17 protein-coding genes and 1 other RNA gene are annotated in these 19422 nt (G+C 67.8%); 15 read left to right on the top strand and 3 right to left on the bottom strand.

Features of this window, described 5'->3' with window-relative positions; genetic code table 11:
- Positions 1–284: 284 nt before the first annotated feature.
- The 4 genes from O5I81_RS04935 (at position 285) to upp (ending at position 3866) form a co-directional block, all read left to right on the top strand.
- On the top strand, positions 285–410 hold the full coding sequence (locus O5I81_RS04935) for a hypothetical protein (RefSeq protein WP_271067838.1): 126 nt from the start codon (positions 285–287) through the stop codon (positions 408–410).
- 137 nt (positions 411–547) lie between these two features.
- Entirely contained in the window at positions 548–1804 is a 1257-nt protein-coding gene (locus tag O5I81_RS04940; protein WP_271067839.1) for a GTP cyclohydrolase II, read from the top strand.
- A gap of 199 nt (positions 1805–2003) precedes the next feature.
- Complete coding sequence (locus O5I81_RS04945) at positions 2004–3227, top strand: DUF1688 family protein (protein ID WP_271067840.1); 1224 nt, start codon at positions 2004–2006, stop codon at positions 3225–3227.
- Between the two features lie 9 nt (positions 3228–3236).
- A complete protein-coding gene (upp, locus tag O5I81_RS04950; protein WP_271067841.1) occupies positions 3237–3866 on the top strand; it encodes a uracil phosphoribosyltransferase in 630 nt (209 codons plus the stop codon).
- A gap of 170 nt (positions 3867–4036) precedes the next feature.
- On the opposite strand, the gene O5I81_RS04955 is transcribed toward upp, so the two are convergent.
- Complete coding sequence (locus O5I81_RS04955) at positions 4037–5125, bottom strand: hypothetical protein (RefSeq protein ID WP_271067842.1); 1089 nt, start codon at positions 5123–5125, stop codon at positions 4037–4039.
- A 151-nt stretch (positions 5126–5276) separates the two neighbouring features.
- On the opposite strand from O5I81_RS04955, the gene O5I81_RS04960 reads away from it, so the two are divergent.
- The 6 genes from O5I81_RS04960 (at position 5277) to O5I81_RS04985 (ending at position 12506) form a co-directional block, all read left to right on the top strand.
- A complete protein-coding gene (locus O5I81_RS04960) occupies positions 5277–6710 on the top strand; it encodes a L,D-transpeptidase family protein (RefSeq protein WP_271067843.1) in 1434 nt (477 codons plus the stop codon).
- On the top strand, positions 6707–7342 hold the full coding sequence (locus O5I81_RS04965) for a DUF882 domain-containing protein (RefSeq protein WP_271067844.1): 636 nt from the start codon (positions 6707–6709) through the stop codon (positions 7340–7342). The genes O5I81_RS04960 and O5I81_RS04965 overlap by 4 nt, the downstream gene beginning before the upstream one ends.
- Before the next feature lie 3 nt (positions 7343–7345).
- The gene (locus O5I81_RS04970; RefSeq protein ID WP_271067845.1) at positions 7346–7675 is read left to right on the top strand and encodes a hypothetical protein; all 330 of its coding nucleotides are present in this window, start codon (positions 7346–7348) and stop codon (positions 7673–7675) included.
- Positions 7676–7897: 222 nt separating this feature from the next.
- Positions 7898–9631, top strand: a complete 1734-nt coding sequence (locus O5I81_RS04975) for an FAD-dependent oxidoreductase (RefSeq protein ID WP_271067846.1) — start codon at positions 7898–7900, stop codon at positions 9629–9631.
- A complete protein-coding gene (locus O5I81_RS04980) occupies positions 9631–11454 on the top strand; it encodes a 2-oxoacid:acceptor oxidoreductase subunit alpha (protein ID WP_271067847.1) in 1824 nt (607 codons plus the stop codon). The genes O5I81_RS04975 and O5I81_RS04980 overlap by 1 nt, the downstream gene beginning before the upstream one ends.
- Positions 11451–12506 (top strand): 2-oxoacid:ferredoxin oxidoreductase subunit beta, encoded by a 1056-nt coding sequence (locus O5I81_RS04985; RefSeq protein ID WP_271067848.1) that lies wholly within the window; start codon positions 11451–11453, stop codon positions 12504–12506. The genes O5I81_RS04980 and O5I81_RS04985 overlap by 4 nt, the downstream gene beginning before the upstream one ends.
- A gap of 185 nt (positions 12507–12691) precedes the next feature.
- Here O5I81_RS04985 and O5I81_RS04990 read toward each other — a convergent pair whose 3' ends face one another.
- A complete protein-coding gene (locus O5I81_RS04990; RefSeq protein ID WP_271067849.1) occupies positions 12692–13231 on the bottom strand; it encodes a DUF1697 domain-containing protein in 540 nt (179 codons plus the stop codon).
- Between the two features lie 130 nt (positions 13232–13361).
- On the opposite strand from O5I81_RS04990, the gene O5I81_RS04995 reads away from it, so the two are divergent.
- Together O5I81_RS04995 and O5I81_RS05000 are read left to right on the top strand one after the other, a co-directional pair.
- Entirely contained in the window at positions 13362–15278 is a 1917-nt protein-coding gene (locus tag O5I81_RS04995; RefSeq protein ID WP_271067850.1) for an NAD(P)/FAD-dependent oxidoreductase, read from the top strand.
- Between the two features lie 222 nt (positions 15279–15500).
- Positions 15501–15941 (top strand): MAPEG family protein, encoded by a 441-nt coding sequence (locus O5I81_RS05000; protein ID WP_271067851.1) that lies wholly within the window; start codon positions 15501–15503, stop codon positions 15939–15941.
- On the opposite strand, the gene nudC is transcribed toward O5I81_RS05000, so the two are convergent.
- Positions 15938–16864 (bottom strand): NAD(+) diphosphatase, encoded by a 927-nt coding sequence (gene nudC, locus O5I81_RS05005; RefSeq protein WP_271067852.1) that lies wholly within the window; start codon positions 16862–16864, stop codon positions 15938–15940. The genes O5I81_RS05000 and nudC overlap by 4 nt on opposite strands.
- A gap of 150 nt (positions 16865–17014) precedes the next feature.
- Here nudC and O5I81_RS05010 point away from each other — a divergent pair, with 150 nt between their 5' ends.
- From O5I81_RS05010 to O5I81_RS05020, 3 genes are all read left to right on the top strand, one after another.
- Positions 17015–17281: a hypothetical protein gene (locus O5I81_RS05010; protein WP_271067853.1), complete on the top strand. Its 267-nt coding sequence runs from the start codon at positions 17015–17017 to the stop codon at positions 17279–17281.
- A 57-nt stretch (positions 17282–17338) separates the two neighbouring features.
- Positions 17339–17437: signal recognition particle sRNA small type (gene ffs / locus O5I81_RS05015), an RNA gene on the top strand.
- A 117-nt stretch (positions 17438–17554) separates the two neighbouring features.
- On the top strand, positions 17555–19417 hold the full coding sequence (locus O5I81_RS05020) for a DNA polymerase III subunit gamma/tau (protein WP_271067854.1): 1863 nt from the start codon (positions 17555–17557) through the stop codon (positions 19415–19417).
- The last annotated feature ends 5 nt before the right edge of the window (positions 19418–19422 follow it).

Consider the following 19422-nt stretch of genomic DNA (forward strand, 5'->3'; position numbering starts at 1 on the left):
GGAAACTCCAGTCGGAACAAGGATTTCGCCCGCCAGACCGTCGCCGGTCAAGTCATGCAAAATGTCGGCTATCCGACAGTATAGTTGTGGTATCCAAAGCGTGAATGTTGAGAATTAGGTAATGGCGACAATCTGTATTAGACTGTCCTCAGCGGCGGCACAGTTTGCATCCGTCGCCTGAGAGACTCCCGTGCTCCCGCTTTTCCCATTTTGGGGAGCTACCCTTGCGTATATTTTCGTTTTACATTCATGATAGCCGGTACAGTGTGCCGACTCTTCAACTCGTGGATGCGATCGACGAGGATCGCGCCCGTGAAATGGCCCAGGCGCGGCTGGATGAATCCATGGCCCACCTCGCCGTCGAGGTTCGCGAAGATGACAACCGCCTGTTCGAACTGACACGCGACTAGGCGCCGGTATTCGGCCCTCCGAGGCCCCCTCTTGCCAAGAATACGGTTCCGCACCACTATCTCCGCTCAAAGGCCCCCTGCCGGCGAAAACCGGCGGGGGCTTTTTCGTTTCTGGAGAGCCCACGGGCCAACTGAGCATGTCCCTTAATCGTCAAGGTCACATTCGTCTGACGTCCCACCCGGGCGTCGGCGGCGCGAGCCGTTTCCCCCTGACCTGGGGAGCCCCCACCGCGCAGGAACGCGGACCGGTGGTGGCCACCGTCAATTCCGGCGTCGATCGCAACGCCATCGGCGCCCACGGCGGCGCCTACAGCGTCTATCGGGCGCTGGCCATTTCTTCGGGCGCCATGAACCCGCTGGTCCGCCCCGACCTGACCGACACCTCGCCGGTCGTCGAAATCGGTCCGCACGATCAGTGGCTGAACGCCGAGAAGATCGTCAGCCTCGACCCCTGGGGCCACCGGGTGGCCCAGGATTTCGGTGGCCTGATCGCCGAGGGCGTCGATATCCGGCCGACCATCGCCATCACCAAGGCGCGGCTGAACCTTCCGGAGATCACCGAGGCGATCAACGCCGGCCGGCTGAAGATCGACGGTGACATCGTCCACGAAAGCCACGACGTGGCGGTCACCAAGGCGGCCATCGACCCGGTCTGGTACCTGCCCGGCATCGCCGAGCGGTTCGATGTCGAGGAAACCCAGCTGCGCCGCACCCTGTTCGAACAGACCGGCGGTATGTATCCCGAGCTGGTCACCCGGCCGGACCTCAAGGTCTTCCTGCCCCCGATCGGCGGCATCACCCTCTACATCTTCGGCGACCCGGCCTTCATCGGTCGCGGCGACAAGCGCCTGACCTGCCGCGTGCACGACGAGTGCAACGGCTCGGACGTCTTCGGCTCCGACATCTGCACCTGCCGCCCCTACCTCACGCACGGTATCGAGGAGTGCGTGCAGGAGGCCCAGAACGGCGGCTCGGGCCTGATCGTCTATAACCGCAAGGAAGGCCGGGCGCTCGGCGAGGTGACCAAGTTCCTCGTCTACAACGCCCGCAAGCGCCAGCCCGGCGGCGACCAGGCGGCCACCTACTTCGAGCGCACCGAATGTGTCGCCGGGGTGCAGGACGCCCGTTTCCAGCAGCTGATGCCCGACATCATCCACTGGCTGGGCATCAGGAAGATCGACCGCTTCGTCTCGATGTCGAACATGAAGTACGACGCCCTGGCCCATGGCGGCATCGAGATCGGCGAACGCGTGCCGATCCCGGACTACTTGGTGCCCGACGACGCCAGCGTCGAGATGGAAGCCAAGAAGGCCGCCGGCTACTACACCCCCGAAGGCGCCCCCAGCGCCGAGGAACTGAGCAAGGTGGTCGGGCGGGGCCTGGACAAGTTCTAGCGCTGAAGCAACGGGTTCCCTCTCCCGCTCGTCGGGAGAGGGTGGCCCCCGAAGGGGGTCGGGTGAGGGCAGCGCCGGCCCATCCGGGGCCCCTCGTTCTGGCGCCGACAGTCACCTTCCATAAGCCGGCGCTGCCCTCATCCGTCGGCTTCGCCGCCACCTTCTCCCGACAAGCGGGAGAAGGAACACCAGAGATGAAATGACCGAACTCGAAGCCGCCCAGTCGCTCCTCACCCCCGCCGCCGTTCGGTCGCGGGCCCATGAGATGCTGTCCCTCGCCCTCGACGGCGACCTCACTGACTGGCGCGTGGATCTGGCCCGCCTCGACCCCGTCGCCGACCGCGTCGCCGCCGTCATCCGCAGCCAGTACCCGTCGCTGCAGGTGCCGTTCCACGCCCGCTGGCGTCACTTCGTGGTCGGCGGAACCGATCTCTGGGCCCAGCTGTCCAGCCGCAACGACTGGGTCGATGCCGCCCACCGCGCCCGCGCCGCCTTCGATCTCGCCATCACCAGCGTCCTGCTCGACGCCGGCGCCGGCCCGGCCTGGTCCTTCGAAGACCGCGCCACCGGCACGATCACCACCCGCTCCGAAGGTCTGGCCGTCGCCAGTCTGCGCCTGTTCGAGTCCGGCGCCTTCTCCACCGGCCCCGATCCCCTGCGGGCCGACAACCTCTCGGCCCTGACCACCAAGCAACTGGCCAAGGGCTTCCAGGTCACCGAGAGCAACCCGCTGCTCGGCCTCGATGGTCGCGCCGACCTGCTGCGCCGCCTGGGCGACCAGGCCGCCACCCGCCCGGACCTGTTCGGCCTCAAGGACAGCCCCCGCCCGGGCGGCCTGTTCGACGCCATCGCCGCCCGCGCCACGGATGGCCGCCTGCCCGCTCCGATCATCCTCGAAGTCCTGCTGGAAGCCCTCGGCCCCATCTGGCGCCACCGCCTGACGCTCGGCGGCCTGCCGCTCGGCGACACCTGGCGCCACCCGGCCATCGTCCGCGACGACCCCACCAACAACCTCGTGCCGATCCACAAGCTCAGCCAGTGGCTGGCCTACAGCCTGATCGAGCCGCTCGAAGAGGCCGGCATCGTCGTCCACGACATCGACGGCCTCACCGGCCTGGCCGAATACCGTAACGGCGGCCTGTTCATGGACGGCGGTGTCTTGCTCCTGAAAGACCCCGCCCAGCAGCATCTCAGCCAGGACGTGTCGCGTCCCCTGATCGTCGGCTGGCGCAGCCTGACCATCGCCCTGCTCGACCGCATCGCCCCTATGGTCCGCGAACGCCTCGGCGTGGCGGAAGCCGACTTCCCGCTCGCCCGCGTGCTCGAAGGCGGGACCTGGGCCACCGGCCGCATCCTCGCGAAGGAGCGCCGCGACGATGGCGGTCCGCCCCTCAACATCGTCAGCGATGGCACCGTCTTTTAGGAGCACCCCATGAAGGGCGTCACCGTCGTCGATCACCCGCTGGTCCAGCACAAGCTGACCCGGCTGCGGGACAAGGACACCTCGACCAAGACCTTCCGCGAGATCATGCGCGAGATCTCGACCCTGCTCTGCTACGAGGCCACCCGCACCCTGGCCCTCGAGAACAGCCCGGTCGAAACGCCGTTCGAAACCACCAGCGCGCCGCAGATCGCCGGAAAGAAGCTGGTCTTCGCCCCCATCCTGCGGGCCGGGGAGGGGATGCTGGAGGGTATGCTCAGCCTGGTCCCCAGCGCCCGCGTCGCCCACATCGGCCTCTACCGCGACCCCACGACGATGGTGGCGGTCGAGTACTATCTGAAGACCCCAGAGACGATGTCCGAACGTCAGGTCATCGTCATCAATCCGCTGCTGGCCACCGGCGGCACCGCCAGCGCCGCCGTCGAGCGGCTGAAGGAGCAGGGCGCCTCGGACCTCTCCTTCGTCTGCATCCTGACCTGTCCCGAAGGGATCGCCCGCCTGCAGGGCGATCATCCGGGCGTCCACATCTGGTGCGCCGCGATTGACCGCGAGCTGGATGCACAGGGCTTCATCCGGCCGGGCATCGGAGACGCCGGCGACCGGCTGTACGGGACCCGCTGACGCAGCCTATCTCCACCCTCGTCATCCTCGGCCTTGTGCCGAGGACCCGTTTTTCAGCGTGCCCGATCGCAAGAGAGGCGCGGCGCAGTGGAAGCAAGTCCTTCGCGGCTCGCGGCGGCTTGCCAATGGGTCCTCGGCATAAGGCCGAGGATGACGACGGAGTGGGGCGATCAGAAGCGCCACACATTCACGCACGACCCCGCCGTCACGGCCAGGTGAACCCGGCCGTCGAGCGTCGCAAGGCTGGCGGAGCGTTTGCCGCCAGCCTTGCCACCATCGCAGTTGGGGGCCGGCAGGTCGACGTCCGTGGTCTTGCCCCTGGCGTCGATGCGGGTCAGCCGCGCCCCGTTATCCTGGGCGACATAGAGATCGCCGCTGGCCGGATCATAGGCCGTCGAGGCCACCTCGCCGGCCGGCAGTTCGGCCAGGGGTTTGGACTTCAGCCCGGCGGCGGTGACGTTGATCCGCGCCAGGCGATGGGCGCCCGCCGACTTGCCGCTGACGAACCAGACCGGGCCGGTCGGTGTGGCGACCCCGGCCAGCACCTCCGAGGTGAAGGCCGTATAGGCGGCGGGCAGGCAGAGCTTCTCGCCTTCGGACACCGTCAGGTCTGCCGAGATGGCCAGCACCGCCACCCCGGCGCTGCGCCCGCAGGCCTCCTCGCCAAGCTTGGTCAGCAGCCGCCAGCCGCCCTGGCCATCGGCCAAAAGCTGTCCCTGGCCGATGTCGCGCCAGGCCTCGGGCCAATCGGCGACCTTGGCCGGGGCCGTCGGCGACCAAAGCACCAGTTTGTAGCCGGGCTCGGTGACGAAGGGCGGAGCCTTGGCCCAGAGCACCATCAAGAGGCTGCCGTCCGGCCCGTCCGCCGCCGCATAGGGCCAGGCGGCCATGTGCAGATAGAGGGGCTTCACGTCCGGAAACGTCGTCGCCGCGTTGAGGTCGCCCAGCCGCAGCGGCCCGCGCTTCTGCGGCTCCATGAAGCCGCCGGTGCGCGGCTTCTCGACCCCCAGGATCCAGCGCTGTCCGGGCTCGACCGGCGTCACCAGATCGCTGTTCCAGCGGCTCGCCGCCCGGCGGCCTTCCAAAGGCGTGAGGCCCTTCAGGTCCAGCAGGGCCAGGCCCTCAGCCGTGCGGATCAGCCGTCCGCCGCCCTCGCCGCCGGAGGGCAGGGTGGCGCTCAGCAGCTTCTCCGGTTCGGCCGCTCCCGCGGCCCCGGCCAGCAGCGCCGCGAACACCGCCCCCAACAGAAGCTTCCGCATGTCTCGCCCCTCTCCAACCGTTGCCGGAACGCCGCATATCACCAAATCATGGAACCGCGCGCTCGCGTATCAGGAGTCACCATGGCGCCTTCCGGGAGAACGTGCGTTAACGTTTGAGCGATGGCTATGGATGGGGTCTATTTCGGTGTCGATGGGGCGTAGGATCGGGGCGGTCGCGAGTATCTTCCTGGGGCTGGCGGCGCTTTCGGCGCTGGGCCCGGCGGCGGCTCAGTCTTTGCGCGGTCCGGCCGCGCCTGGCCCGATCAATCCCAGTCCGGATCAGGCCGCCCAGATGCGGCGCGTGCTCGACAACGCCTCGGCCCACGGTTTCGCGCCGGGCGCCTTCACGCCGCGCGGGACCGACAATGCCGCCCTCGTCGCCGCCACCCTGCGCTACGCCAAAGCCGTGCATTCCGGCCGCCTGCCGGAGTCGGCCTTCCGCGACGACTGGGGCCTGCGTCCCGAAGCCTTCGACCCGGCTCCCGGGCTGGCGGCCGCCGTCGCCAACAACCGCGTCCAGGCCTGGCTAAACGGCCTGCCGCCGCCCTACACCGGCTATCAGCTTCTGCAGAAGGGCCTCGTCCAGTATCGCGAGATCCAGGCCGCTGGCGGCTTCACCCCGCTGCCGGAGATGGACCTCAAGCCCGGCGCCGTCGGCCCGATGGTCGAACTGCTCCGCGCCCGCCTGGCCCAGGAAGACAGGGCGGCGCCCCTGTCGGTCGCCATGGTTCCGCCCGGCGCCCCGGCCGGGACCGCGGCCACCCCGATCTACAACCAAGAACTCACCGAGGCCGTTCAGCGCGCCCAGCGCCGCTTCGGCCAGAACCCGACCGGCGTCTTCACCGCCGGGCTGCGCGTCCAGCTCAACGTCCCGGTCGAGCGCCGCCTCGACCAGATCCTGGCCAACATGGAGCGCTGGCGCTGGCTGCCACAGTCGCTGCCCGAGCACCGCATTCAGGTGAATATCGCCGCCGCCGTGCTGACGGTTTTCGAGGGCGACGAGGCGACGATGTCGATGCGGGCCGTGACCGGCAAGCCGGGGTCGGAAACCCCGATGCTGCGCTCGTCCATCCACAGCATTGTGCTCAATCCGCCGTGGAACGTGCCCGCCGGCATCGCCAGGAACGAGCTGCTCCCCAAGGGGCGCGGCTATCTCGCCGCCAACGGCTTCCGCATCACCGAGAGCGGCGGCCTGCAGCAGGCGCCGGGTCCGGGCAGCGCGCTGGGCCTGATCAAGTTCGATTTCAACAATCGCTATGCCGTCTACCTGCACGACACGCCGTCCAAGGGCCGGTTCGCCAGCTACAGCCGCCTGGCCAGCCACGGCTGTGTGCGGCTTGAAAAGCCGATGGCGCTGGCCCGTCACGTGCTGGCGGGCGACCCCTACTGGACCCCCGAACAGATCGACGCGACCATCGCCGGCGGCAAGACCACCCGCGCCACGGTTCAGCAGCCCGTCGAGGTCTTCCTGCTCTACTGGACCTCCTGGGTGACCGCCGACGGCGGCGTCAACTTCCGCTCCGACCCCTATGGCTGGGACACCCTGCTGATGCAGCGCCTGGCGGCGCAGGGGACGGTTGCGTGACCGACCGCCGGACCCTGCTGAAGGCCGGGCCGGGCCTGCTGGCGGCGGCCTCTGTGGGCCTCCTGGCCCGCCCCGCCGTCGCCCAGGAAGAACCGCCTGGCGAGCCGGTCAGCGCCGATGACCTCAATCTCGCGCCCACCCCGATCCGGCCGCCGCCGGAAGGGGCCCGCCGGCTGGCCTTCCGACATCTGCACACGGGCGAAGAGCTCGATGTCACCTACTGGAAGGACGGCGGCTACGTCTGGGACGGGCTGATGAGCATCAAGAAGCTGCTGCGCGACTTCCGCTCGACCGAGGAGCATCCGATCGACGTGCGGCTGCTGGACATCCTCTTCACCCTGCAGACCCAGTTCAACTCGACCGAGCCCTACCGAATCATCTCCGCCTTCCGCTCGCCGGTGACCAACGCCGCGCTGCAGGACCGCAGCGCCCAGGCCAACGGCAAGAGCGAGGTGGCGACCAAGTCGATGCATATGGAGGGCAAGGCCATGGACGTGCGTCTCAACGACGTTGCCCTGACCGCTTTCAGAGACGCGGCCCTGGCCTTGAAAGGCGGCGGCGTCGGCTATTATGCCGACAGCGGATTCGTTCACCTGGACATTGGCCGGGTGCGCACCTGGCAAGGAACCTAAAAGATGGCTGAGAAGCGTGGTGGCGGTGGTTTCTTCTGGGGTGTGGTCGGCTTCCTCATCGGGGTGGCGGCAACCCTGGCCGTGCTGGCCTTCATGAGCCGCGAGACCAGCGGCGACTTCGATCCGCGCACGGCCGCCGACGAGGCCGCCGAGAGCGCCCAGGAGATCGCACCCGCGGCGCCGGCCTTGCCGGCCCCGACGCCGAAGGCGGAAACCAGGGCGCCGGCCCCGCGCGAGCCCTCGCCGGGAATCGATCCCGACACCGACGACCAGATCGCCGACGATGCCGCCTCTTCCGGCATGACGTCGCGCGCGCCGCCCCCGGAAGAGTGAGGCGTTCCCCCCTGCGGCGATAAGGCTTCCCGCGGGGCCCTTTCCCCCTTGTCCCGGCACGACTCGCGGGTCTAACGTCTGTTTAAGTGCATCTCTGTGCGGGCGTAGGGCGTGGTCGCCCGGTTGCGGCTTCGTCTCTTCTCTCAGACACGGGAGCGGGGGAAGAGGAGCGTTCCGGAGTTGGAACCGACGAATATCGAGTCGCCTGATTACTTTCATAAAGTGGTCGATTGCCAGTGGGCCTGTCCGGCCCATACCCCGGTCCCCGAATACATCCGGATGATCGCCCAGGGTCGGTACGCTGACGCCTACATGGTCAACTGGAAGTCCAACGTCTTCCCGGGGATCCTCGGGCGGACCTGCGACCGTCCCTGCGAGCCGGCCTGCCGGCGCGGACGTGTGGAAGAAGAGCCGGTCGCCATCTGCCGCCTCAAGCGCGCCGCCGCCGACAACAAGGGCGAGCTGAACGGCCGCATGCCGACGCCCAACGAGGTGTGGAACGGCAAGACCGTCGCCTGCGTCGGGGCCGGCCCCGCCAGCCTGACCGTGGCCCGCGACCTCGCCCCGCTCGGCTACAAGGTCGTCATCTACGATCGCGAGCAGAAGGGCGGCGGCATGATCCGCAGCCAGATCCCGCGCTTCCGCCTGCCTGAAGAGGTGATCGACGAGGAAGTCGGCTACATCACCGCGCTCGGTCCCCGGCTGGTGCTGAACCAGGAAGTCACCAGCCTGAAAACCATGCTGGAGGAGTCCTACGACGCCATCTTCGTCGGCACCGGCGCCCCGCGCGGCCGCGATCTGGACGTGCCGGGACGGGCTGAAGCCGCCGCCAACATCCACGTCGGCATCGACTGGCTGTCGTCCGTCTCGTTCGGCCACATCGAGAAGATCGGCCGCCGGGTCATCGTGCTCGGCGGCGGCAACACAGCCATGGACTGCTGCCGCACCTCGCGCCGTCTGGGCGGCGAGGACGTCAAGGTCATCGTCCGCTCCGGCTTCGACGAGATGAAGGCCTCGCCGTGGGAGAAGGAGGACGCGATGCATGAAGGCATCCCGATCTTCAACTTCCTGGTCCCCAAGTCCGTCACCCACGAGAACGGCAAACTGACCGGCGTCTGGTTCGAGAAGGTCGGCTGGCAGACCGGCGAGGATGGCCGCCGCGCGCTGAAGCCCACCGGCGAGCCAGACCAGCATTTCGAATGCGATGACGTCCTGGTCGCCATCGGCCAGGAGAACAGCTTCCCCTGGATCGAGCGCGATGTGCTCGACTTCGACAAATGGGGCATGCCGGTGGTCGGCGAGACCACCTTCCAGTCGTCCAACCCCAAGGTCTTCTTCGGCGGCGACAGCGCCTTTGGACCCAAGAACATCATCTGGGCCGTCGCCCACGGTCACGAGGCGGCTGTCTCCATCGACCTCTACTGCCGGGGCCAGGACGTCAGCCTGCGCCCGCCGCCCGGCGTCACCCTGGCGTCCCAGAAGATGGGCATCCACGAGTGGTCGTATGACAACGACGTCTCCCTCGACGAGCGCCGCAAGGTGCCGCTGATGGAGACCACCCTGGCGCTCAGCTCGATCAAGAACGAGGTCGAGCTCGGCTTCGACGAACAGCTCGCCTACGCCGAGACCCAGCGCTGCCTCAACTGCGACGTCCAGACGGTGTTCAGCGCCCCGGCCTGTATCGAATGCGATGCCTGCGTCGACATCTGTCCGACCGACTGCATCACCTTCACCGCCAACGCCGAAGAGCCGGACCTGCGGGAACGGCTCAAGGCCCCGGCCCTGAACCTCACCCAGGACCTCTACGTCTCCGGCGCCCTGCCGACGGGCCGTGTGATGGTCAAGGACGAGGACGTCTGCCTGCACTGCGGGCTTTGCGCGGAACGCTGTCCGACCGGGGCCTGGGACATGCAGAAGTTCCTGCTCAACACCACCCAAGCGGGGGGATGCCGCTAGTGCCGATCACTGCCGTCAACGACTTCGTCGTCAAGTTCGCCAACGTCAACGGCTCCGGCTCGGCCAGCGCCAACGGCCTGTTCGTCAAATCCATCCTGCGCAGCGGCGTGCCCGTCGCCGCCCGCAACATCTTCCCCTCCAACATCCAGGGCCTGCCAACCTGGTACGAGGTCCGCGTCAGCGGCGAGGGCTGGATGGGCCGGCGGGGCGGGGTCGACCTGATGGTCGCCATGAACCCCCAGACCTGGGACAAGGACGTCGCCGAGATCGAACCTGGCGGCTACCTGTTCTACGACTCCACCCGGCCGATGCCGGCCGACAAGTTCCGCTCGGACATCACCGTCATCGGCGCCCCGCTGCAGCGCATCTGCAACACCGCCTACAGCGACCCGCGCCAGCGCCAGCTGTTCAAGAACATCATCTACATCGGCGTGCTGGCCTATCTGCTCGGCATCGAGAACACGGTCATCGAGACCCTGCTGGCCGAACAGTTCGCGACCAAGCCCAAGCTGATCCCGGCCAATATCGAGGCCTTCCACATGGGCGTCACCTACGCCCGCGAGAACCTCAAACCCCTCGGCCTGCAGGTGAAGACCGCCGACGCCGTCGGCGACCGTATCTTCATCGAGGGCAATGACGCCGCCGGTCTGGGCGCCGTCTATGGCGGGGCGACGGTCTGCGCCTGGTACCCGATCACGCCCTCGACCAGCCTGGCCGAGAGCTTCACCAACTGGTGCCAGAAGCTGCGGGTCGACAAGGAGACCGGTGAATCGAAGTTCGCCATCGTCCAGGCCGAGGACGAGATCGCCTCGATCGGCATGGTGGTCGGCGCCGGCTGGAACGGGGCCCGCGCCTTCACCTGCACCTCTGGCCCGGGCATCAGCCTGATGCAGGAGTTCATCGGCCTCAGCTACTTCGCCGAGATTCCGGCCGTGATCTTTGACGTCCAGCGCGGCGGCCCCTCGACCGGCATGCCGACCCGCACCCAGCAGTCGGACATCCTCAGCGCCGCCTACGCCAGCCATGGCGACACCAAGCACGTCCTGCTGCTGCCCCGCGACCCGGGCGAATGCTTCGAATTCGGGGCCATGGCCTTCGACCTCGCCGACCGTTTGCAGACCACCATCTTCGTCATGCTCGACCTCGACATGGGCATGAACGAGTGGCTGACCGAGCCCTTCAAATGGGATGACGCCAAACAGCTCGACCGCGGCAAGATCATGACCGCCGAGATGCTCGACGCCGGCCGCGACTTCGGCCGCTATCTCGACGTCGACGGTGACGGCGTGCCCTTCCGCACCTATCCGGGCACGCACCCGTCCAAGGGCGCTTACTTCACCCGGGGCACCAGCCGCGACCGCTACGCCCGCTACAGCGAGGAGGGCGCGGTCTATGTCGACAACATGGAGCGCCTGCTCAGGAAGTTCGAGACCGCCAAGAGCCTCGTGCCCCAGCCCATCGAAGCCAAGGCCGGCAAGCCCACCCGTTTCGGCGTCATCCACTACGGCTCCACTGGCCCGGCGATGGACGAGGCCATGGCGGCGCTCGAAGCCCAGGGTCTCTACGTCGACGCCCTGCGCATCCGCGCCTTCCCCTTCCCGGGCGAGGTGTTCGACTTCATCGAGCGGCATGATCTGGTCTTCGTCATCGAACAGAACCGCGACGCCCAGCTGCGCACGCTGCTGATGGCCGAGGGCGGGGTCGATCCGGCCCGATTGGTCAAGATTCTGCACTACGAAGGCGCGCCGATTACCGCCCGCTTCATCACCAAAGAAATCACCGCCCTGATGGGCGCGCCGGTCCAGAGCGAGATGGCCAAATGACCTACATCGCCAAGCCGAAATTCGCCCACCCGTCGCTGCAGCCCAACGCCGTCGGCTACACCCGCCGCGACTACGAGGGCCGGGTCTCGACCCTCTGCGCCGGCTGCGGCCACGACTCGATCAGCGCCGCCATCGTCCAGGCCTGCTTCGAGCTCGACCTCGAACCCCACCGCCTGGCCAAGCTCAGCGGCATCGGCTGCTCGTCGAAGACGCCGGACTATTTCCTGGGCGCCAGCCACGGCTTCAACACCGTCCACGGCCGCATGCCGTCGGTGCTGACTGGCGCCAACCTCGCCAACCGCAGCCTCGTTTATCTCGGCGTCAGCGGCGACGGCGACTCCGCCTCCATTGGTCTCGGCCAGTTCGCCCACTCCATCCGGCGCGGGGTCAACATGACCTATATCGTCGAGAACAACGGCGTGTACGGCCTGACCAAGGGCCAGTTCAGCGCCACCTCCGACAAGGGCAGCAAGTCCAAGAAGGGCGTCGTCAACCATGACAGCGCCATCGACATGGTCAGCCTGGCCCTGCAGCTGGGCGCCACCTTCGTCGCCCGCAGCTTCTCCGGCGACAAGGCCCAGCTGGTTCCCCTGATCAAGGCCGCCCTGCGCCACAAGGGCGCCGCCTTCATCGACACCATCAGCCCCTGCATCGCCTTCAACAACCACGCCGGCAGCACCAAGAGCTTCGACTGGGTTCGCGAACACAACGAGGCGGTCAACAGGTTGGACGTGATGATTGGGCGCTCACCGATCACGGCGGACTATTCGGAAGGCTCCACCGTCCAGGTCGAGCAGCACGACGGCACGGTCCTGACTCTGCGCAAGCTGGCCGCCGACTACGACCCCACGGACCGCATCCGCGCCATGGGCTTCCTGCAGGAGCGGGCGGCGGCGGGCGAGGTGGTCACCGGCCTGCTGTACGTCGACCCGGAAGCCGAAGACCTGCACGACGCGCTCGGCACGACGCGGACGCCGCTGAACGAACTGAACACCGCGGACCTGACCCCAGGCTCGGCGGCGCTGTCGGACATCAACGCCAGCCTGCGGTAGCCCAACATCCTCCCCCGTTGACGGGGGAGGGGGACCACGAAGTGGTGGAGGGGGCGAGGGCCGTGCGCTGACCCGTCCACGCAATCACGGATCAATCGGCGCCGTCCCCGCTTGGGCCTCGCCCCTTCCACCACCGGCTTCGCCGGCGGTCCCCCTTCCCCGTAAACGGGGAAGGATGAGAACGCTCAAACCCCAGCCATCGCCCCCAGCTTCACCATGGTGTTCCAGTTCCTGCTCGTCCCCGGCGCCTTGAACGGCTTCCACGCCACCGCGCTGCCCAGCTTCGACTTGCCCGCCCCCTCCGGAAACGTCACGAACAGCTCCCGCCCGACCAGCTCCATTGTCTCGCCGAACACGGCCTTGGCCCGCACCGCCTCCAGCCCGTTCGCCTCGGGCGTCGTCTTGAACACCGTCACCAGCAGCTTGCTCGGACTCTCCGCCGCGAACTCCGGATAGGGATTGGCGGCCAGGATCGCCTGCCACTCGTCCGCCGTGCGGCACATCCATTCGGTGGTCAGCCCGATCTGCTTGGTCGCCTCGGTCTCGAACAGCGCCTCCAGCTCGGCCGGGTCGCGTCCATCGCTATCGAACACCAGATTGCCGCTGGCGACATAGCTCTGCACCCCGCCGAACCCCAGGTCGGCGACCATGCTCCGCAGCTCGGCGATGTTGACCTTGATCCCGCCGACATTGATGGCGCGCTGCAGAGCGATGATCTTTCCCATCCGCATCCCCTAGCAGATCAAACCTGCGCGCGGCGCCCCGACGTCAGCCTTCCCACCGTCAACGAGGGGCCTACAGTGCTCCGGACGAGCGCCCGTAGAGGCGCCGCGAGGACACATTCAGGAGTTTCCCATGGACGGCGACACCCATGCCAAACCGCAATCGGCCCTGACCGGCGTCGATCTCGACCTGGCCCTGGCCGAGGCCCACATCCCCAGCCTGATGGTCGCCCTGGTCCACCTGACAGGCAATACCGACCACCTGACCGAGGCCCGCCGCCCGGTCTACGAGGTGCTCGGCGACGGCCAGGGCGGCCTGTCGGAGGCCGATGCCCAGGACATTCGCGATCTAGCTCGCACAGCGCTGACCGATTTCGCCAATGGCAAGCCCCTGCCGCCGCCCCCGACGGCTCAGCAGGTCCGCTTCATGATGGATTACGTGGCCGGGGCCGAGATCCCCGAACGCTATGGCCCCATGCTGATGGAGCAGCTCAGCCTCGAAGGTATCGACGCCGACCGCCCGACCTGGACGCCGCAGGAAAAGCAGGCCGCCGCCGACCTGAAGGTCCTGATCATCGGGGCCGGCATGTCGGGCCTGCTGACCGCCATCCGCCTGCAGCAGGCGGGCATCGGCTTCACCATCCTCGACAAGAACCCCGACGTCGGCGGCACTTGGCTGGAGAACAGCTACCCCGGCTGCCGGGTCGACACCCCCAACCACCTCTATTCGCTCAGCTTCGAGCCCAACCACGACTGGCCCCAGCGCTATTCCACGCAGGATGTCCTGCTCCGCTACTTCCAGCGCCTGGCCGACAAGTACGACCTGCGCCGGCACATCGAATTCGGGGCCGAGGTCGCCGAGGCCCGCTACGACGAAGCCGCCTCGACCTGGACCGTCAGCACGAAAGACGGCCGCAGCTTCACCGGCAACGCGGTGATCAGCGCCGTCGGCCAGCTGAACCAGCCCAACTTCCCCAACATCCCCGGCCGCGAACTCTTCAAGGGCCCGAGCTTCCACTCCGCCCGCTGGGACCACTCAGTCGATCTGAAGGGTAAAACCGTCGCCGTCATCGGCACCGGGGCCAGCGCCTTCCAGTTCGTGCCGAAGATCGCGCCGGAGGCCGGCACGCTCACGGTCTTCCAGCGCTCGCCGCCCTGGCTGGCGCCGACCGAGGACTATCACGAGACGGTCGGGGAGGGGAAAAAGGCCCTGCTCGAGCACGTGCCCTTCTACGACAAATGGTACCGCTTCTACCTGTTCTGGACGATGACCGACGGCGTCTATGAAGCCGTCAAGGCCGACCCCGCCTGGAACGGCCCGGCCGGCACCATCAGCGAGGCCAGCGCCGGCCTGCGCGAACTGCTGGTCATGAAGATCGGCGAACAGACCGGTGGCGACGAGGCGCTGTTCGAGGCCATCACCCCGCAATACCCCTTCGGCGGCAAGCGGGCCCTGCGTGACAACGGCGTCTGGATCGAGGCCCTGCGCCGCCCGAACGTCAACCTCGTGACCCAGCCCGTCACCGCCGTCACCGAGGACGGCGTCGTCACCGCTGACGGGACCGAACACGCCGCCGATGTCCTGATCTACGGCACCGGCTTCAAGGCCAGTTCCTTCCTCACCCCCATGACCGTGGTCGGCAAGGGCGGCGTCTCGCTGCACGACGCCTGGGACGGCGACGCCCGCGCCTATCTGGGCATGACCGCCCCGGGCTTCCCCAACTTCTTCATGCTCTACGGCCCCAACACCAACATCGTCGTCAACGGCTCGATCATCTTCTTCTCGGAAGCCTCGGTCCGTTACGTCGTCGAGGCCCTGCGCCTCATGCTGGACAAGGGCGCGAAGGCCATCGAGGTAAAGGCCGACGTTCACGACGCCTTCAACGCCCGCGTCGACGAAGCCAACGCCCAGATGGCCTGGGGCGTCGAGGGGGTCTCCAGCTGGTACAAGAACGCCAAGGGCCGCGTCAGCCAGAACTGGCCCTTCCCGCTGGTCGACTACTGGGAAGCGACTCGGGCGCCGAACCTGACCGACTTCGACCTGCACTGATCTCCGTCATCCCGGACGGCCGCAGGCCGATCCGGGACCCAGGGGGTGACGGAACACCGACCACGCAGCTCCGTCCACCGGTGACCGCCGCCCCTGGGTCCCGGCTCTTCGCTGCGCTACGGCCGGGATGACGGGAGTTGTTCGTTCCCGCGACGCCCCCCTTTCAAAGATCGTCGTTTTCGCTAGCCTCCCCCCACAACAAACCGCCGGGGAGGGCGACATATGACGTTTCAGGGACAGTCCGCGTTCGAGTCCGTTCTGGCGCCGGCTCTGGTGCTGGTAATCTGGTCGCTGCTGGTCTGGGTGTGGATGTACGCCACCCGCTTGCCGGCCATGGGCAAGGCCAAGCTCGACCCGCAGGCCGCCCGCTTCCCGGGCAGCCTCGATGTGCTGCCCGACGGCGCCCGGCAGGTGGCCAACAACTACAACCACCTGATGGAACAGCCGACGATCTTCTACGCCTTGGCCTTCATCACCTATCTGGTCGGGCAGCAGTCGCCGTTTACCGCCATGCTGGCCTGGGCCTATGTGGGCCTGCGCATCGTCCACAGCCTGATCCAGAACACCGTCAACCTGGTGCCGCTGCGGTTCCTGGTGTTCAGCCTGTCGACCATCGCCCTGATGGTCTGGGCCGGCTGCGTGGCGCTCGCCGCCTTCGCCTAGTCCTCTTCGTTCGCCCAGCTTTTCAACAGCTGGTGGGCGATGGCCAGGGGCGGGGGGCAGAACAGGCCTTCGATCTTTCCGGCCAGCAGGTCCCGCGCTTCTTCCTTCGTGAACCAGCGCACCGCTTCCAGCTCGGTCTGGTCCGGGGTCGCCTCGTCGGAGTCGACCTCGGCGATCAGGCCGATCATCAGCGATGACGGATAGGGCCAGGGCTGGGTCGAGTGGTAGCGCACCGACACGGCGTTCAGCCCCGCCTCTTCCTTCAGCTCGCGCGCACAGCATTCCTCGATGCTCTCGCCGGGCTCCAGGAAGCCGGCCAGGGCCGAGAACATGCCCTTGGGCCAGATCGCCTGGCGACCCATCAGGCAGCGGCCCTGATAGGTGGCCAGCATGATCGACACCGGATCGGTGCGCGGGAAGTGCTCGGCGTTGCAGGAGGGGCAAACCCGCTTCCAGCCACCCTCGGCGACAGCGCTTTGTTCACCGCAGTTGGCGCAGTGGCGATGCTTGCGCCGCCATTCGAACATGCCCTTGGCGGTGGCGGCGATGGCCGCCTCCGTGCCCGGCAGCACCATGGCCATGGCCCGCAGGTCCTGGAATTTGCCCAGTCCCTGCAGCGGCCCTTCGGCCGGATCGACGCCGCCTTCGAGATCGAGCGCGAACACCGCCGTGTCCTTCCACAGCCCCATGAACAGCAGCCGCTCCCAGCCGTTCGACAGCTCGGTCGCCATTGCCGCCGGCAGGTAGCTGAGCTGGGTCTTGCCGTCGGCCGTCTCGGTCAGCGGCGCGCCGTTCCACAGGGCCACGGCCAGGGAGCCCGGATCATTGAGCTTCTCCTCGATCCAGGCGGCGTCGGACCGTCGCTCGCTGGCGCGGTCGAGGGGGTTGCCGGTGAAGACGTTGGCGATTTCGGAGAGAGGCATGGGCCAAGCCTACCCGGGGGCCGTGACCCTCGCCAAGCGGCTTCCCCCGCCGGCGAGAAAATTCCTGGTCCGGCCTGAATTTTCAAAGAACGCTGATTGCAATCATCAGTTGAAGGGGGCAGGCTCCGCCACTTCAGTCGGGGAATGTGGATGAGTGAACAATCGATCGACCGTCGGGGCCCGGGCATGGCTGCGGCCTCACTGATCCTCGGCGTCTTCGGGCTGATGCTGGTGTGGATCCCGCTGTTCGGCATGATCGCCTGGATCCTGTCGCCGCTCGGCTTGGTGCTGGGTCTGGTCGCCATGGGCAATCCGGCCGGGCGCGGCGTGGCCATCGCCGGGGTGACCTGTTCGGCCATCGGCCTCCTGGCCTGCATCGGCTGGGCCATGCTTTTCAGCTTCAGCGTCTCCATCTGAGCCCGCCCGCAGCCAAAGGGCTCTTGCGTCCGGCCGCTTCCGTCGCGATATAGGCCTCGGAGATCGGCGATGGGCGGAGTCCTCGCCAACCTGGTCAGGGCCGGAAGGCAGCAGCCACAACGAGATTTGCTCCGGGTCGTCGTCCGGTCTCCACCTCTTCCCTCATCGTGATCGCCGATGCATCGCCCGCCCTTTCGGCGCGCGGCCGCGATGACGTAGAGTGGCGTCTCAACGAAGATTCCCCGGCCCACCGCCGGGCCGCCGAAGGCCTCGATGTCCGACACCGCACCGCCCTGGGATGAAGACGAGCCGACCCCCGAGGTTGAAGAGCGCGACACCTTGACCGTCGACATTTTCGGCGAGCCTGACCCGGAGCCTCAGCCCGCGATGCCCGCCGCCCAGGGGCTCGCCCCCATGCCCGCGCCGCCGACCGCCGACGGCCCCGCCTACACCGTGCTGGCCCGCAAGTACCGGCCGCGCAATTTCGACGACCTGATAGGCCAGGAGGCGATGGTCCGCACCCTGACCAACGCCTTCGCCACCGGCCGCATCGCCCACGCCTTCATGCTCACCGGCGTGCGCGGGGTCGGCAAGACCACCACCGCCCGTCTGCTGGCCCGGGCCCTCAACTACGAGAGCGAGACGGTCCACCAGCCCTCCATGGACCTGACCGTCGAGGGCCGCCATTGCGCCGCCATCGTCGAGGGCCGCCACATGGACGTGCTGGAGCTCGACGCCGCCAGCCGCACCAAGGTCGACGAGATGCGCGAGCTTCTCGACGGCGTCCGCTATTCGCCGGTCGAGGCCCGCTACAAGGTCTACGTCATCGACGAAGTCCACATGCTGTCGACGGCGGCGTTCAACGCCCTCTTGAAGACGCTGGAAGAGCCGCCACCGCACGCCAAGTTCATCTTCGCCACCACCGAGATCCGCAAGGTGCCGGTGACCATCCTCAGCCGCTGCCAGCGCTTCGACCTGCGCCGCGTCGAGCCGCCGGTGCTGGCCGCCCACCTCGAAAAGATCTGCGAAAAGGAAGGCGCCAAGGTCGAGGCCGAGGGCATCGCCCTCATCTCCCGCGCCGCCGAGGGCAGCGTCCGCGACGGCCTCTCCATCCTCGATCAGGCCATCGTCCAGACCGATCCCGGCCAGATCGTCCCGGCCAAGGTCGTCCAGGACATGCTGGGCCTCGCCGACCGGTCGCAGACCATCGAGCTGTTCGAACAGATCATGCGCGGCGAGACCGGCGCCGCCATCCACACCTTCCGCACCCTTTGGGGCTTCGGCGCCGACCCGGTGCAGGTGGTCCTCGACCTGCTGGAACACAGCCACCAGGCTGCCGTCTCCAAGGCCCTCGGCCCCGATGCGCTCGCCATGCCGAAGGAACAGGCCCAGCGCCTCGCCGCCGTCGGCGCGCTGGCCAGCGCCGGATCCCTCTCGCGCCTGTGGCAGATGCTGCTCAAGGCGCATGACGAAGTCCGCCGCGCGCCTGATCCCTCAGCCGCCGTCGAGATGGCCCTCATCCGCCTGACCTACGCCGCCGACCTGCCCGGCCCCGAGGAGGCCCTGAAAGCCCTGCGCGACGGCGACCCGCTGCCCGGCGGTCCGTCTGGTGGCGGCGGCGGCGGCCAGTCCTCCGGCGGCGGCGCGGTGGCCCAGGCCCGCTTCGCCCAGCCGGTCATGCAACAGGCCGCGCCCCAAACCTCGGCCCTGACCGACGCCGCCACGCTCGCCACCTTCGACGACGTCCTCAAGCTGATCGAGGCCAAGCGCGACATCGGCATCAAGCTCGACGTCGACCGCTACCTGCGGCTGGTCAGCTACCGCCCGGGCGCGATCGTCTACGAACCGGCCCCCAACACCCCGGCCAACTTCGCCGGCCGGCTGGTCTCCCGCCTCAAGGAATGGACCGGCCAGCCCTGGCTGGTCGCGGCCGAGGGCGGCGGCGGCGCCGAGACCGCCTGGGAAAAGCAGAAACGCGAGCAGAAGGAAGCCCGCGCCGAGATCGAGGCCGACCCCTTCGTCCGCTCGGTGATGGAAGCCTTCCCGGGCGCCGAGATCCTCGGCGTGAAGCAGCTTGCCATTCCGCAAGGGGAAGCGGCTACCGAACCGCCTATGGAACCGGAAGACGAGGATTAGCCACA

The sequence above is a fragment of the Caulobacter sp. NIBR1757 genome, from assembly GCF_027912495.1.
Taxonomy (GTDB): Bacteria; Pseudomonadota; Alphaproteobacteria; order Caulobacterales; family Caulobacteraceae; genus Caulobacter.